Genomic DNA, 15,969 nt, shown 5'->3' on the forward strand with positions numbered 1-15,969 from the left:
ATTTAAGCTGAAACGTTTCAACCCCAAATTACATTAGCACGTCTAACCATCCGTCTGTTGCCCGTTTTCCGCATCAATAAAGCTAAGTGACACAGAATTCACGCAATAACGTTCGCCGGTCGTGTCCTGAGGGCCATCAGGGAACACATGGCCCAGATGTGCATCACACTGACCACAACGAATTTCGATACGGTGCATGTTATGAGAATGGTCATCCAGATAGCGGATAGCATTCTCGTTCACCGGACGATCAAAACTCGGCCAGCCACAGCCTGAATCATACTTATGGTCGGAATAAAACAGTGGTTGGTGGCAACACAAGCAATGATAGACGCCAGTACGCTTGTTATGCAGCAGTTTCCCCGTGTATGGGCTTTCCGTCCCACATTGCTGCGTAACGTGCCGCTGCAGATCGGTTAATTCATCCGGATTACGTTGAAAAACAGTTGTCTTGGTCATCATATTCTCACTGAAACACGATTTTTTCGCCAGAACGACAACCTATAATTATAACAAAAAATTAACACCACTACAGCCTATTTTGCCCTACACTTAGTCCTACGCAGTAATGGCACTTTTAATTGTGATCACCATCACGATTACACCTATAGCGGGTGTTTTCATACCCGTGCATTCCTCATATGATTGGGCTATGCCCTTTAATTAGGCTGATAGCTGTTTATCGTGCAACTGTTGAACTGACTTTTGACTTACAGCAACGATTGACACGATTCCGCTTGACGCTCAACAAGGTTTTTGTAATTTTACAACCAACCTTTTATTCACAAACCAATAGCTGGTGGAATATATGACTATCAAAGTAGGTATCAACGGGTTTGGCCGCATTGGCCGTATCGTTTTCCGCGCTGCCCAGGAACGTTCTGACATCGAAATCGTTGCCATCAACGATTTGCTGGATGCGGAATACATGGCATACATGCTGAAGTATGACTCCACCCATGGCCGCTTCAAAGGTACTGTTGAAGTAAAAGACGGTCACCTGGTCGTTAACGGCAAAACCATCCGTGTTACCGCTGAGAAAGATCCGGCTAACCTGAAGTGGAACAAAGTCGGCGTTGACGTTGTTGCTGAAGCAACCGGTATCTTCCTGACCGACGAAACTGCTCGCAAACACATTCAGGCTGGTGCCAAGAAAGTCGTTCTGACTGGCCCATCCAAAGATGATACCCCGATGTTCGTTATGGGTGTCAACCACGCGTCTTACGCTGGTCAGGACATTGTTTCCAATGCCTCCTGTACCACCAACTGTCTGGCACCGCTGGCTAAAGTTATCAACGACAAATTCGGCATCGTTGAAGCACTGATGACCACCGTTCACGCTACCACTGCTACTCAGAAAACCGTTGACGGCCCGTCTCACAAAGACTGGCGTGGTGGCCGTGGCGCGGCTCAGAACATCATCCCGTCCTCTACCGGTGCAGCCAAAGCGGTAGGTAAAGTTATTCCGGCACTGAACGGCAAACTGACTGGTATGGCATTCCGTGTACCGACTCCGAACGTATCTGTAGTTGACCTGACCGCTCGTCTGGAAAAACCGGCCTCCTACAAAGAAATTTGTGCCGCTATCAAAGCCGCTTCTGAAGGCGAACTGAAAGGCGTTCTGGGCTACACTGAAGATGACGTGGTATCCACTGACTTCAACGGCGAAAAACTGACCTCTGTGTTTGATGCCAAAGCGGGTATCGCACTGAGCGACACCTTCGTGAAACTGGTTTCCTGGTATGACAACGAAACTGGCTACTCCAACAAGGTTCTGGATCTGATCGCTCACATCTCCAAATAATGTGGCGATGAATAGACGATGAAAGGGCGACGTAAGTCGCCCTTTTTTATTGGGTATATACCCGTCATACTTCACGTTGCAGGCTCGTTGTTCAACACGCAATCGTGTTGCCCTGCAACTCGAATGATTTAGGGTAGACAACAACACCATCAAGGTAAGTCCAATACCATGAACGATAATATTTATTCACTTCCCATCAATAATGCGATCACTGCACATCTGAGCCAACGTCAACTGGATCAACTGCCGGTTATTGTGGTGGACCATCCACAGGTCCGCGCCGCCATCGCACTACAAGGGGCACACCTGCTTAGCTGGCAACCTGAAGGCGAGCATCCCGTACTGTGGCTGAGCGACAACACGGCATTTGAAAACGGTGTGGCGATTCGTGGCGGCGTTCCTATTTGCTTCCCCTGGTTCGGCCCGGCTGCACAGCCTAACCACGGCTTTGGCCGTTTGCTGGAATGGGAGTTCACTTCTCACAGTGAAAATGCGAATGGCGTGGCCCTTGCCTTTACATTGCGTGACTCCGAGCAGACTCGCGCCAACTGGCCACATGCATTTACCGTTCTGGCGCGCTTCCATTTAAGTGCACAGGAATGCCGTATAGAACTCGAATGCCATGGCGACTACAGCATCACCAGCGCCCTGCACACCTATTTCCAGATTGGTGATATCAGTAAGATTCGAATTAGCGGTTTGGGGGATACCTTTATTGATAAGGTTAACGATGGCAAAACCAATACCCAACAAGGCGATCTGACCTTCACCACTCGTACTGATCGCATTTATACCCAGCCAGCATCGGTCAGCCTGATTGAAGACCCGATACTGCAACGTACCATTGAAGTACATCATGCTCACCACAGTGATGTCGTTGCCTGGAATCCGGGAGCCGAACTGTCTCGAACCATCAGCGATATCACCGATGACGGTTACCAGACTTTTGTGTGTGTTGAAACAGCCAAAGTGACTCAACCGCTCGTGGCAACCACTCACGCACCCGCTCACTTGATTACCACCATTCGCCTGCGCAAATAATCTTAATCTTCTCTGCTCATGGCTGACTTTCGCCAGCCATGTTTCGCTCACACCACATCCAGCGGTTGTTTACGGCACAGTGCGGGATAAGCCTCATTAAGTATGGCGAGATGCTCAGGTGACAACGTCACTTGAAGCGCGACTGCATTTTCTTTAACATGCGCCAGCGTACTAGCTTTGGGTATAGCGATGATGCCCGACTGGCGAATCACCCAAGCCAACAGCACTTGTGCTGGTGTCAACGCCAGTTGTTGCGCCACGCGAACAACTGCCGGGTGTACAAACACGTCATGGCGCAACTGCCCGGCCTGAGCCAACGGGCAATAAGCCATCACCGGAAGCTGGCGTTGCTGACACCAGGTCAGCAAATCATATTCAATACCTCGTGAAGCCAGGTGGTATAGCACCTGATTGGTCTGACAGCGATCTCCGCCCCGGCAGGACCACAGTTCTTCCATATCATCAGTATCCAGATTAGATACGCCCCAGTGCCCAATCTTGCCCGCTTGTTGCAATCTCTCCATCGCAGCGATGGTATCTACCAGCGGAACACCACCACGCCAGTGCAGCAAATAGAGATCGATACAGTCGGTTTGCAGGCGTTTCAGGCTACGTTCACAAGCCGCAATCGCCCGCTTGCCGCCCGCATTATGTGGATACACCTTGGAAACCAGATAAACATGGTCACGACGGCCTCGAATCGCTTCCCCGACTACCTCTTCCGCTCCACCGTCAGCGTACATTTCTGCGGTATCAATAAGCGACATGCCCACATCGATACCCGCCTGTAAGGCCTTGACTTCGATGCTCCGCCGTTGGGCATTATCCCCCATAAACCAAGTTCCCTGACCAATAGCGGGAACCGCTCTTCCATTCGGAAATACCACCTGCTTTATCATGTTCTTACCCTCCTGGACTCAGGGTAACAAACCTCAGTTGCTTCATTAATGTGCAAATGGGGTGAATCCACCCCATTTCTGTGCAGCTGATGCACAATCCTCTGGCACTTCGCTTCAGAAGCTATAACTCACGCCGCCGCCCAGCATCAGGTTATAACTTTTATCAACCATCGGGCTGTCTTTGATTTCATCCGACAGCCGGATATAGCGCCCGCTCACCCAGGTACTCCAGCTTGAATTGATCTTATAACCGGCGTTCAACTCGACATAGGGCGACCAGCCACTATTTGGCTGGTAATTACGCAGTCCGGAACGGGCCGATTCTTCGCCGGAAACACCATAATAGTAACGGTTCTGGTTTTCGCTCGACCAGGTAATCCCCACGCCTGGCGTCAGGCTCCAGTTGCCGTCATTGAAACGGTAAAGGTAGGCGGAATCCCACACCAAACCGTTGCTGTAATCCAGCGTATCACCCGCCAGCATCGTACGCAGCGTGCCCCATTGCACGTCATAACGGTAAGCCAACCCCGCCATCAACGTGCCGCGCCGACGCTCAAGTTGCTTCATCTGATCGTCATCACTATCTCCCGGCCTGAAACCGAACGGGTTGTAATAGGCCGTCAGTGACAATTTGTTTTGCGCGTCATTCCACAGGTAATAACCGCCTTGCAGACCGCGCAGGTAAAAGCGCTCACTGTCATAATTCACCATGGGGAAAGGATAAACATGGCCGCTATCGCCGCGGTATATTGATGTTTCGCCTACCGCCCCCAGCCCCAGTGCAAACTCATCGGCCAAAGCAGCTGGCGCTGCTACCATCCCAGCCAGCGTCGCCGTTAAGAAAGTTAATACGTGTTTTTTCACGGTGGTTGATTCCCATTCAATGTTACGTATTTGATCACGTCCAGCAGAATAGCAGTGCTGGAGTCCTACCTACATCACATTAATGTGAAAGATACATAAGTTATAACGATTTCGTCTGCCGGCTTCCACCCCGCAGCAGGTCTGAATCGGCAGATAAAAAAGCCGGTTTTATGCCGTCATGCCGAAGTGAGTCATTGAAATATCTTAAAAATGCGACGCAAGAATAGAGGAAATTTTATGGATGCAAACTACGCTTAAACAAGGCAGAAGATTTCCGCTGAGTACAGTCGGGCACGGGTTGTTCGCAAGACCCCGCCGCCAGCCAAGTTGGCATAAGGGTTGCTGTACTTCAGCATGAGGTCTTCTTCCGGGAGAGCCATCCATTACACAGGCTGCATTCATACCATTCGCTCTCTTACTCTTGTGTTAATCGACGAAGGACGGACAACGCTATGAACATATTTGATCATTATCGTCAGCGTTACGACGCTGCCAAAGACGAAGAGTTCACTCTGCAGGAATTCCTTACCATCTGCCAGCAAGATCGCAGTGCGTATGCAAACGCCGCTGAGCGATTGTTAATGGCTATCGGTGAACCTGTTATGGTCGACACCGCTCAGGAACCACGTCTGTCTCGTTTGTTTTCCAACCGGGTAATTGCTCGCTATCCTGCGTTTGAAGAGTTCTATGGCATGGAAGAAGCCATTGAGCAAATCGTTTCCTATCTGAAACATGCCGCCCAAGGGCTTGAAGAGAAGAAACAAATCCTCTACCTGCTGGGTCCGGTGGGTGGCGGTAAATCGTCGCTGGCTGAACGACTGAAAGCGCTGATGCAACGTGTCCCTATCTATATTTTAAGTGCCAACGGCGAGCGCAGCCCGGTCAACGATCATCCACTGTGCTTATTTAACCCGCAGGAAGATGCCTCTATCCTGGAAAAAGAATATGGTATCCCACGTCGATATCTGGGTACCATCATGTCGCCCTGGGCCGCTAAGCGGTTGCAGGAATTCGGCGGCGACATCACCAAATTCCGTGTTGTGAAAGTATGGCCTTCTATTCTGGCCCAATTGGCTATCGCTAAAACCGAACCGGGTGATGAAAATAATCAGGACATTTCAGCGCTGGTCGGGAAAGTGGACATCCGTAAACTGGAGCATTTCGCGCAAAACGACCCAGATGCCTATGGTTACTCTGGTGCACTATGCCGGGCCAATCAGGGTGTGATGGAATTCGTCGAAATGTTCAAGGCGCCTATCAAGGTGCTCCATCCATTGCTGACCGCCACGCAGGAAGGTAACTACAACGGTACCGAAGGCATCGCCGCACTGCCGTTTAACGGCATTATTCTTGCGCACTCTAACGAGTCTGAATGGGTACAGTTCCGTAACAACAAAAACAACGAGGCATTTCTTGACCGCGTCTATATCGTCAAAGTGCCTTATTGCCTGCGGGTTTCCGAAGAGGTCAGGATTTATGACAAACTTTTGAAAAACAGTGAATTGTGCCGTGCCCCCTGCGCTCCCGGCACGCTGGAAACTCTGGCGCGTTTTTCCATTTTGTCTCGGTTGAAAGATCCGGAAAACTCCAGTATCTACTCCAAAATGCGGGTATATGATGGTGAAAGCCTGAAAGATACTGACCCGAAAGCCAAGTCGTATCAGGAATACCGCGACTATGCGGGTGTCGATGAAGGCATGAAAGGACTTTCTACGCGTTTCGCCTTCAAAATTCTTTCGCGGGTGTTCAACTTTGATCACAGCGAAGTCGCAGCTAACCCGGTTCACCTGTTCTATGTGCTGGAACAGCAAATTGAACGAGAGCAGTTTCCACAGGATGTGTCGGAGAAATACCTGGAACACCTGAAAGGCTACCTGATTCCGAAATACGCTGAATTCATCGGCAAGGAAATCCAGACGGCTTACCTTGAGTCTTACTCCGAATACGGCCAGAACATTTTTGATCGCTATGTCACCTACGCCGACTTCTGGATTCAGGATCAGGAGTACCGTGACCCGGACACCGGTCAGTTATTTGACCGAGAATCGCTCAACGCTGAACTGGAGAAAATCGAAAAGCCAGCGGGTATCAGCAACCCGAAAGACTTCCGCAACGAGATCGTGAATTTTGTGTTACGCACCCGTGCCAGTAACAGCGGACGTAATCCGAACTGGACCAGCTATGAGAAACTGCGTACGGTCATTGAGAAGAAGATGTTCTCCAATACCGAAGAGCTGCTGCCGGTGATTTCGTTTAACACTAAGACATCGACGGAAGAGCAGAAAAAACACGACGACTTTGTTGATCGCATGATGGAAAAAGGTTACACCCGCAAACAGGTACGTTTGCTGTGCGAATGGTACCTGCGCGTGAGGAAGTCATCCTGATGCCGTACATCGACAGTCATGTCGTTTGGGGGAAACATGGCCTATTTCATTGATCGACGATTAAACGGCAAAAACAAAAGCGCGGTTAACCGCCAGCGCTTTTTGCGCCGCTATAAGTCGCAAATAAAACAATCGATTGCCGGGGCCATCAACAAGCGTTCGGTCACCGATGTAGAAAACGGGGAGTCTATCTCGATCCCCAACACCGATATCAGTGAGCCGATGTTCCATCAGGGTCGTGGCGGAATTCGGCACCGGGTTCATCCCGGTAACGATCACTTCGTAGAAAACGACAAGATAGAACGGCCTCAAGGTGGTGGAGGCAGTGGTTCAGGTCAAGGGGATGCCAGTCAGGATGGTGAGGGTCAAGATGATTTCGTGTTCCAGATATCCAAAGATGAATATCTTGATCTGTTGTTTGAAGATCTGGCGCTGCCTAACCTAAAAAAAACCGAACACCGGCAACTGAACGAGTACAAGACCCACCGCGCCGGGTACACCGCCAATGGCGTCCCTGCCAACATCAGCGTCGTACGTTCATTGCAAAACTCACTGGCACGCCGCATGGCAATGACCGCCGGAAAACGGCGCGAACTGCACCAGCGGGAAGAAGATCTGGCATTGCTGGAAAACACTGAGCCAGTCCAGTTGCTTGAGGAGGAGCGACTGCGTCAGGAAATTGCCGAATTGCGCCAGCGCATCGCCAGTGTGCCCTTTATCGATACGTTCGACCTGCGTTACAAGAACTACGAACGCCGGCCAGAGCCATCGAGCCAGGCAGTGATGTTCTGTCTAATGGACGTTTCTGGTTCTATGGACCAGGCCACCAAGGACATCGCCAAACGTTTTTACATTCTGCTGTATCTGTTCCTCAGCCGAACCTACAAAAATGTGGAAGTGGTGTATATTCGCCACCATACACAGGCCAAAGAGGTGGATGAGCAGGAATTCTTCTACTCTCAGGAAACCGGCGGCACTATTGTCTCCAGCGCCCTGAAACTGATGGAGGATGTTGTCAAAGAACGCTACAACCCTGCGCAATGGAACATTTATGCTGCACAGGCTTCCGATGGTGACAACTGGGCAGACGACTCGCCGCTCTGTCGAGAATTACTTTCCACTCACCTGCTGCCCGTAGTGCGTTACTACAGTTATATTGAAATTACCCGCCGTTCTCACCAGACGCTGTGGCGGGAATATGAAATGTTGCAGGATAGCTTTGAAAATTTCGCCATGCAGCATATTCGCGATCAGGACGATATTTATCCCGTCTTTCGAGAAATCTTCCACAAACAAACTATCGATAACTAACCTGTCTCAGCCAGCCGTTCACGTGCTGGCTGTTTCTTCTCTCCTGCCCAAGTAATTAAACGTTCTCTTGTAGCAACGACACGATTGTCTCTTATCCTTGATTAATCCACAGGCACGATTGGCGCAGCCAGTCTGGGCATGATAAGCCGCACAGACAATATTATGTTGATGTTATCGCCGGTGATGATTGTTCAATGACAGAGGAACAAACCAAAGACTCAAGATTATTCAAACCGCAGACAGAATAATGCCTCTATCCCGTGGATATGGACTGAGTACATCCACCACTATACTGATAAGAGGGCAAACGTGTGAGGTTAAAGCGGACGATTCGCTATTTATTAGCACTAGTCATCATGATGACCGCTTTCCCTGGGCTGACAGGTCAATCATTATGCCCTGGGAAATTTATTCATGATAAAACACCGGATATCAATTATGACGAAGAGATTTGTTTTACGGCATTTGCTGTGCTTTATAGCCATGCGAATAAAGGACCATTAATTTCTGCAGAACATTTAACGGCAGAAATGGTTAAGTCAGCAGGAACACTTTCCCGACGAGACTCATTTCATATTGAGCGATTAATTCCTAAAGCGGCGCAATCAGTCACAAACGATTATGAATATTCAGGATACGATCAAGGACATATGACACCAGCAGGAGATATGCCTGATTCCCATACGCAACATGAATCATTTTCAATGTCAAATATGACACCGCAATTGCCAATACTTAATCGAATAGCCTGGCGTAAAACTGAAGCCTTTGTTCGTAAACTGGCATTGCAAGATGGCGAAGTATGGATAGTCACCGGTGCCCTATTCGGAAATAAACGTATTGGTAAAGATGTCTCTGTTCCAGAGCTGATTTATAAAGCCATCAGCAGCCAATCGGGGCAGCAGGTTTTTATTGGCGATAATACTTCCGGTGTTGTGACCAGTATTTCTGTCAGTGAGTTTTCCGCACGTTATTCGATCACGCCATTTCCGACTCAGTAAATATACTGGACAGCCAAAAATATCGAAAATAATATGCTGGCAAAAATCAATAAACTGCCTTTACTCATCTCTAAAAAAAGACCGAACACGATTCCTGTGCCCGGTCTAGGGAAATGGCTCTTGGGAGAGAGCCGTGCGCTAAAAGTTGGCATTTGTTGCGTGCTGCATCGCAGCCCACACTTTAAGCGTAGCCGACCCACTTTTGTTTTCCAGTCTGGCCCGTTTTTTGACGGTCAATTCCGAAACAATCTGTACACTTTGTGACAACCAACGCAAACCTGTCACCTGTCTATCCGTGCACACAGTTTTCTCTGGCGTGCTACGTGCGCTACTGACAGAGGCTCTGCGCCCGGTCAATAAAAGGCTGCAGACTCATTTTTTGCCCTGGATTCTGCGGATTATCCAGAAGGATGGTTTCCAGCGCATTAGCGTTCACCCTACCCGAACTCACCTGCTCACGTGCTACGTCATTAAGTGGATACTGTACCAATGTGCTGGGGTTAATCACGTACATGGCGTGATCCGGGCGACAAATCAACTGGACTTCCTCGCGGTTGAATGCCCAACGCGAACCGTATTCCAGTTTACTTAAATTAGCTAACTGCGGTGCGGCCAGCACCGGAGCTGACAGCAGAAAGATAACAAGTGACGGTACTACTTTCTTCATCGTGATATTCCATGTAGATCACCCTGACAGGAGAGGGTTCCAAGCGTATCGTCTGGCACGGTGATTTGCTATTGCTGAGGTACGCAGGAATTTATCCTCGCCGAAATCCTGATCATAACGACCAGCACTGATGAAGTCGAGCTAACGGTACAGTCGTTGCAACCAGAGAAACATGTTGATGGTTAATATGCCGTTGATATTGAGTCTGACATGATGTAATGGGAAATATTACAGATAGGATAATCAATAATGAGAAAATTTATTTTTGCCGTTGCTATATCGTTAGTATTGGCAGGGTGTGCGACACAGCAATCCCCAACACCGATACAGGTTGAAACCGCTGATTATGGAACACTGCCAGCAGATTATAAAAAGCAAATATACGCGTATTGTAGCTTTGCACTTAAAGATCCTTACAGTGCCCGTTATACATTCATGTCCCCTTATAAGGGCTACCTGGAGGAGGGTTCAAAGTTATCATCAAAATACAAAGTCACATTCGGCTGGGTTGTTCCTGTATGGGTGAATGCGAAGAATGGCTATGGTGCCTATATGGGAAAACGCAAGGTGCTGTTTGTGTTCTCTGAGGGAAAAATCCGTAACTCTTCAATTAACAAATCGTTTGGTAAAGTGACACCGGTTATTTGACTCATTAGTCACACCATAATAAGGTCTTGCTTCTGTAAGACCTTATTATATTTCTCAGTGTGTATGGCATATTTTAATCTGAAAGATATTAATATTCTGATCACCGCTCAGAGTTAAAAATGGCAGGTAAGATAGCGGCGATACTGAGCAATACAGCAATTAGGGAATATATGACAACGCACCTGCAACTCGAATTATTTAGGGTATAGGCGAAAAAATAATAAACCGGGCAGCAGGATAACCCTGCTACCCAACGAATATCAGGCAGACGGTGAAACAGACGTCGCCATCTTTTTCAGATCCTGATCAATAAAGAACAAACCACCTTCCTGAGCATTTACCATAGCCAACTTGTCGAGAATAGACTTGAACAACTTCTCCTCTTCATGTTGCTCCGCCACATACCATTGCAGGAAGTTGAAAGTAGAGTAATCCTGCAATGTCATAGCGGCATGAGCCAGCTCATTAATCTTTTGGGTAATCAATTGTTCGTGTTCATAGGTGATTTTAAACACATCCTGAAGCGAATTGAAATCAACAGGCGGCGCAGCAATCGCCCCCAGCACCGGCATACTGCCAGTATCGTCCAGATAATCAAACAGACGTTGCATGTGATCCATCTCTTCGCGGGAATGCGATTTCAGGAAAACCGATGCCCCCTCAAAACCTTTGTCGCCGCACCAGGCGCTCATCTGCAGGTATAAATTGGCGGAATAAAATTCAAGATTAAGCTGCTCATTCAGTTTTTGAATCATTTCTTTTTTTAACATGGCCGTTCCTTATTTCTACTGGCAGGTGACTGATGGAATAGCATTATGCCTGCAACTAGCAGATTTTAAAACATACCATTAACGAAATGATGAATTAATTTATTATAAATTCAACGCATTATCATTTGAGTATGATAATTGATTTCATTATTTAGACAATGTTCATATAGTGAATTTGATAATTATTTTCACTAAACAGGTTTTATTAAAAATAGGGGTAATGGTTTTATGTGAATTAAGGCGGCACGATACAATACATTCGCCTGCTCATCTGATTCAGGCCGGTGACAATGTGGCCCAAAAACTGACCAGCACAATCACCACAACCGACAACACCAGTTCAGCTGTAGTCAATCGTAAGAAATAGTGGTACGCAACGGTAGTGGCACCCCGAAAACGCGGCACCACCCAGTAGCGGTTGAATAACGCCAGCAATACCATCACCACGACCAGCAGAATTTTCACTGTCAGCAAGGTGCCATACAGCCCTGTCTCCGACAACGGCCAACCAACAATCAACCCCACATTCACCACCCCAGACAGGATAGTCAACGCAACGGCCAGGTGACCGTAACGGGAAAAACGCATCATCGTCAGGATGGCATCTGCGCGTGTCTGCACCTGTTGGGCATCCCGCAGCACCGGTAACAAAGGCGCAAGTCCGCCGACCCAAAATGTCACTGCCAGCAAATGTACCGTCTGGTTAATACCATGCAGCACGCCCGGCCATCCCTCCAGCATTGCTGCATGTCCCACCCATGCCATACCACAGAGCTGCAATACACCAAGAGTCAACACCCCCGTATACCAGAAACGATGACGCCAGAACAACATGACACAAACGATCAACGCCAGCACCGGTTGCCAAACCCACAGCATCCCAAAACGGGTGCTCAGCACCGCCAGCCAGGTGTCAGCATCACTGATATTACGCCAGTCGCCACTCATCAACCCAGTCTGCGCCGCCAGTATGGCAATGGCAGTCAATAATGCCATCACGCTACTGATGCCCATCAATCCACGTAACTGCGACACCAGCCGCCCCCGGTATGAACTGGGAGACAAGAACCCGCAATAACATGTTGCGCCAACTAGCAACATGAGGCTGGAAAAATGTCCGATACGCAATAATGCGTATAATCCTTCCAGCATCATCAATTAGTTAACGCCAAAGCGATAGCTTCCTTTGGTTTTATGACCATCGACAGACAACACATGCCAGCTAACCTGATAGTTGCCGCTGGTCAGCGGCTTCTCTAGCGGCACCACCAAAACGTTATGATGATCATTTTCTACTGTCACCTTTCCTACAGGCACAGGCTGTCCCGCCAACGTCAGCTCAACGCCGCTAAATGCGCCTTCAATATCTTCAGAAAAAAGCAGCGTCAGAGATGACGGTGCCGTTTGTGCCGCAATATTCGTATCTGCCGCCGGTGTCTGACTTTTGAGGTGTGCATGAGCCAGCGCCGCATGAGAGATAACCAGACCACTCACTAACAGCGCCACGTTCAGGGCCGGAAAAATTTTACGCTTCAACATGATATTCTCCTTTCTGACGGTTCCCCATCACATTCAGGCAACTAATAAATCAGTGGCAAGGATACGGACCGCTGGATGCCTTGTCGAGAGGCAGGAAGGTAACAGTATTTGCCAATTCAACGCTTCTGATTTACTTTTGTGGCGCAAATAAGAGGAGGCAATTATGGGATACAATCTGGCCGACCTGCCTTATGAAGAAATGGAAAAGGTCAATGTAGATTTGGCAGCATCCGGCGTGGCGTTTCGAGAACGCTATAACATGCCGGTAATTTTGGACGAAATCGAGCAACAGCAGCCTGCACATCTGCGCATCTATTTTCGGGAAAGAGTGGGCTATTATCGGGAAATGTCCCACCAGTTTTCCACCTTGCCTTATGATCCTAACAGTAAATAACAATCACGCTATCCGAACCCCGTCGGGTAGCGCCTGTATTGCTTCCTGATTCCAGTTTTAGACTATTCTGCTACTCCTCCACTGCCCCACGTGCAATGCTTCACTTGTCAAAAAAGCGTGTTTCCTCTTGCATCTTTGAGCAAACAAGAGGTTAATAAACAGGCATACCAACCTTTTACCAAGCGAGGCACAAGATGAGTAAAGGAATGGACAGCAAGAAAAACGCCAAGAAAAAACCGCTGAAAACCGCTGCACAAAAACGAGCGGAAAAGCGGGCTAAACGGGATCAACCACAACCCGAAACCAACTGAGACCAACTACGTTGCCTGTCTTTTCACTGTTAACTGACATCATCGTCATTCAGGCAACATTCTGCGATCACCCTCTGCCTCCTGACACCCGGTGATCGCAGTTTCAACTCCTCGTTTCGCCTCTCTTTTTCCCCATAAGCCGGTAAGAAATCGGCGATCATCCTCTTGTCCGCCATCTTGTCTGTCATACCTGAGTCACTGGCTCTATTTTGACAATGCCTGACGCTCCAGCACCATCAGCAAAAAGGTGAATTCCTGTGCGATGTCTTCAAACTGAGCCAGACGGCCAGATTTACCGCCATGTCCTGACCCCATATCGGTGTGCAACAGCAGCAGGTGATCATCGGTTTTCAATTCACGCAATTTTGCTACCCATTTGGCCGGTTCCCAATATTGAACCTGAGAATCGTGCAGACCCGTGGTCACCAGCAGATGGGGATACGCCTGCGCCGATACGCTGTCATAAGGACTATATTGTTTGATGTACTGATAATCCCCCATATTGTTGGGGTTGCCCCACTCATCATATTCACCAGTAGTGAGTGGAATAGACTCGTCCAGCATGGTGGTGAGCACATCGACAAACGGCACCTGTGCTACCACACCATGGAACAGTGACGGCGCCATATTGATGACAGCGCCCATCAGTAATCCGCCGGCACTGCCGCCCATCGCAAAGGTTTTTGCCGAATCGCCATAACCGCGTGCCAGCAGAGTCTGTGTGACATCGATGAAATCCGTAAAGGTGTTCATTTTGTTGAACAACCGCCCTTGATCATGCCATTGCTGCCCTAACTCGCCACCGCCGCGAATATGCGCCAGGGCATACACAAAACCGCGATCAAGCAGGCTAAGGCGGCTGCTGCTGAACTCCGGATCCATGCTACTGCCATAAGCACCATAGCCATAGACCAGCAGCGGACTTTGAGCCAGTTTGCAATCTTTCTGATATACCAACGATACTGGTACTGATTCACCATCACGGGCGGTTACCCACACACGTTCACTTCGGTAATTACCCGCATCAAAATTTTTCACTTCGGATTGTTTGAGCACCACCTGCACGCCGGTTGCCATATCCAACTCATAAATAGTCATTGGTGTGGTCATTGAGGAATAGCCGTAACGCAGTTGCGTACTTTCTGGCGTCGGGTTATAGCTCAGCCAGGTCACATAGGCCGGGTCGTTAAAGGTTATCTGGCGAGATTCCGCCGTCTGCCAGTGAACATAGCGAATATGAGTCAGTCCGCGCTCACGCTCTTCAACGACGTACCAGTCATCAAACAGCGAAAACCCTTCCAGCACACGTTCCGGACGCGGGGCAATCAACGCATCCCACGTTGACTCGCTGGCGTCGCTGGCACGATAAAAGCCGAAGGTTTTGCCATCCTTATTGGAGCGAACATAAAATGCATCGCGGAAATGGTCGATCACATATTCGTGATCCGGTCGGCGCGGCACAAACACACACGGTTTTGCCTGCGGGTCAGCGGCATCCAGCAACAGAATTTCTGTACTGGTAGTGCTGTCGAGATAAATCAGGATATAACGCTCAGATGTGGTTTTATCCAGACTAAGATAGAACGCATCATCCGTTTCTTCATACACCAGTTCATCCAGTTGCGGATCATCCCCTAAACGATGTCGATACACCTGATAAGGCAGCAAGGTCTGCGGATGTTTACGCACGTAATAGAAGGTACGAGAATCTGACGCCCACTCACTACCCGCAGAGACATTCTCCAGTCGATCTGCCAGCCACTCGCCAGTGGTGAGGTCCTGAAACGTCACCACATACTGCCGACGAGAGAGCAAATCTTCCGCCACGCTCATCAGACGGTTATCAGGGCTGACACCCAGCGCACCAAGATTATAGAATTCACTGCCTGCCGCCCGCTGATTACCATCCAGCAATACCTGCCAGGCGTCGTTCTCCGTTTCCTGTTCCGGCTGACGCTGATAGATAGCGTAATCTTTGCCGGATTCATAACGGCTCTGGTAACGATAGCCGCGTTTCACATAGGGCACGGAAACATCTTCACCGGGAATCCGCGCCACCATTTCCTCATACAAGGTCTGACGCAACGCCGCATGAGGTGCCATCGTCTGCTCGCAATAACGATTCTCTTCCTGCAGCCAACCCAGCACCTCTGGGTTATTGCGTTCATCATCTCGCAGCCAGTAGTAATTATCGATGCGGGTATCGCCATGCATCGTCATCACATGCGGGCGTCTTTCGGCTTGCGGCGCTTTCATCCACGTCACTCCTTTCCATCATTGATCAGGTTCTGCCTTACATCGCCTCTCGGTTTATGCTGGCGAACCAGCGGCAA

Annotated in this window: 15 protein-coding genes; 7 read left to right on the top strand and 8 right to left on the bottom strand. The window is 49.0% G+C overall.

The features are described 5' to 3' along the window. Nucleotides 1-42: 42 nt before the first annotated feature. A complete protein-coding gene (gene msrB, locus Dpoa569_RS09985) occupies nucleotides 43-459 on the bottom strand; it encodes a peptide-methionine (R)-S-oxide reductase MsrB (RefSeq protein WP_042873900.1) in 417 nt (138 codons plus the stop codon). 349 nt (nucleotides 460-808) lie between these two features. Between msrB and gapA the strand changes: the two genes are divergently transcribed. Together gapA and Dpoa569_RS09995 are read left to right on the top strand one after the other, a co-directional pair. Then, nucleotides 809-1,804: a glyceraldehyde-3-phosphate dehydrogenase gene (gene gapA, locus Dpoa569_RS09990; RefSeq protein WP_042870413.1), complete on the top strand. Its 996-nt coding sequence runs from the start codon at nucleotides 809-811 to the stop codon at nucleotides 1,802-1,804. A 168-nt stretch (nucleotides 1,805-1,972) separates the two neighbouring features. Continuing rightward, entirely contained in the window at nucleotides 1,973-2,845 is an 873-nt protein-coding gene (locus Dpoa569_RS09995) for a D-hexose-6-phosphate mutarotase (RefSeq protein WP_042870410.1), read from the top strand. A 47-nt stretch (nucleotides 2,846-2,892) separates the two neighbouring features. Here the strand turns inward: Dpoa569_RS09995 and Dpoa569_RS10000 are convergent, their stop codons facing one another. Both Dpoa569_RS10000 and Dpoa569_RS10005 read right to left on the bottom strand, forming a co-directional pair. Then, nucleotides 2,893-3,744 carry an aldo/keto reductase gene (locus Dpoa569_RS10000; RefSeq protein ID WP_042870408.1) on the bottom strand — a complete coding sequence of 284 codons (852 nt, stop codon included), beginning with the start codon at nucleotides 3,742-3,744 and terminating at the stop codon, nucleotides 2,893-2,895. 114 nt (nucleotides 3,745-3,858) lie between these two features. Continuing rightward, nucleotides 3,859-4,608 carry a MipA/OmpV family protein gene (locus tag Dpoa569_RS10005; RefSeq protein ID WP_146411302.1) on the bottom strand — a complete coding sequence of 250 codons (750 nt, stop codon included), beginning with the start codon at nucleotides 4,606-4,608 and terminating at the stop codon, nucleotides 3,859-3,861. 452 nt (nucleotides 4,609-5,060) lie between these two features. Between Dpoa569_RS10005 and yeaG the strand changes: the two genes are divergently transcribed. From yeaG to Dpoa569_RS10020, 3 genes are all read left to right on the top strand, one after another. Continuing rightward, nucleotides 5,061-6,995, top strand: coding sequence for a protein kinase YeaG (gene yeaG, locus Dpoa569_RS10010; protein WP_042870406.1), 1,935 nt, complete (start codon nucleotides 5,061-5,063; stop codon nucleotides 6,993-6,995). A gap of 36 nt (nucleotides 6,996-7,031) precedes the next feature. Beyond that, complete coding sequence (locus tag Dpoa569_RS10015; protein ID WP_042873899.1) at nucleotides 7,032-8,306, top strand: YeaH/YhbH family protein; 1,275 nt, start codon at nucleotides 7,032-7,034, stop codon at nucleotides 8,304-8,306. A gap of 356 nt (nucleotides 8,307-8,662) precedes the next feature. Beyond that, nucleotides 8,663-9,307, top strand: a complete 645-nt coding sequence (locus Dpoa569_RS10020) for a DNA/RNA non-specific endonuclease (RefSeq protein ID WP_050569438.1) — start codon at nucleotides 8,663-8,665, stop codon at nucleotides 9,305-9,307. Between the two features lie 328 nt (nucleotides 9,308-9,635). Here Dpoa569_RS10020 and Dpoa569_RS10025 read toward each other — a convergent pair whose 3' ends face one another. Continuing rightward, on the bottom strand, nucleotides 9,636-9,974 hold the full coding sequence (locus Dpoa569_RS10025) for a YebY family protein (RefSeq protein WP_042870402.1): 339 nt from the start codon (nucleotides 9,972-9,974) through the stop codon (nucleotides 9,636-9,638). Between the two features lie 249 nt (nucleotides 9,975-10,223). Here Dpoa569_RS10025 and Dpoa569_RS10030 point away from each other — a divergent pair, with 249 nt between their 5' ends. Continuing rightward, on the top strand, nucleotides 10,224-10,622 hold the full coding sequence (locus tag Dpoa569_RS10030; protein WP_042870401.1) for a hypothetical protein: 399 nt from the start codon (nucleotides 10,224-10,226) through the stop codon (nucleotides 10,620-10,622). 260 nt (nucleotides 10,623-10,882) lie between these two features. Here the strand turns inward: Dpoa569_RS10030 and ftnA are convergent, their stop codons facing one another. The 3 genes from ftnA to copC all read right to left on the bottom strand — a co-directional run bounded on the left by ftnA (nucleotide 10,883) and on the right by copC (nucleotide 12,931). Beyond that, complete coding sequence (gene ftnA / locus Dpoa569_RS10035; protein ID WP_042870399.1) at nucleotides 10,883-11,392, bottom strand: non-heme ferritin; 510 nt, start codon at nucleotides 11,390-11,392, stop codon at nucleotides 10,883-10,885. Nucleotides 11,393-11,668: 276 nt separating this feature from the next. Further along, entirely contained in the window at nucleotides 11,669-12,547 is an 879-nt protein-coding gene (gene copD / locus Dpoa569_RS10040) for a copper homeostasis membrane protein CopD (RefSeq protein WP_042870397.1), read from the bottom strand. 3 nt (nucleotides 12,548-12,550) lie between these two features. After that, entirely contained in the window at nucleotides 12,551-12,931 is a 381-nt protein-coding gene (gene copC / locus Dpoa569_RS10045; RefSeq protein WP_128569710.1) for a copper homeostasis periplasmic binding protein CopC, read from the bottom strand. A 163-nt stretch (nucleotides 12,932-13,094) separates the two neighbouring features. Here copC and Dpoa569_RS10050 point away from each other — a divergent pair, with 163 nt between their 5' ends. Beyond that, nucleotides 13,095-13,325, top strand: coding sequence for a DNA polymerase III subunit theta (locus Dpoa569_RS10050; RefSeq protein ID WP_042870395.1), 231 nt, complete (start codon nucleotides 13,095-13,097; stop codon nucleotides 13,323-13,325). Nucleotides 13,326-13,840: 515 nt separating this feature from the next. Here Dpoa569_RS10050 and Dpoa569_RS10055 read toward each other — a convergent pair. After that, on the bottom strand, nucleotides 13,841-15,892 hold the full coding sequence (locus tag Dpoa569_RS10055) for a S9 family peptidase (protein ID WP_042870393.1): 2,052 nt from the start codon (nucleotides 15,890-15,892) through the stop codon (nucleotides 13,841-13,843). Nucleotides 15,893-15,969 lie beyond the last annotated feature (77 nt).

It is taken from the genome of Dickeya poaceiphila (assembly GCF_007858975.2).
GTDB lineage: Bacteria > Pseudomonadota > Gammaproteobacteria > Enterobacterales > Enterobacteriaceae > Dickeya > Dickeya poaceiphila.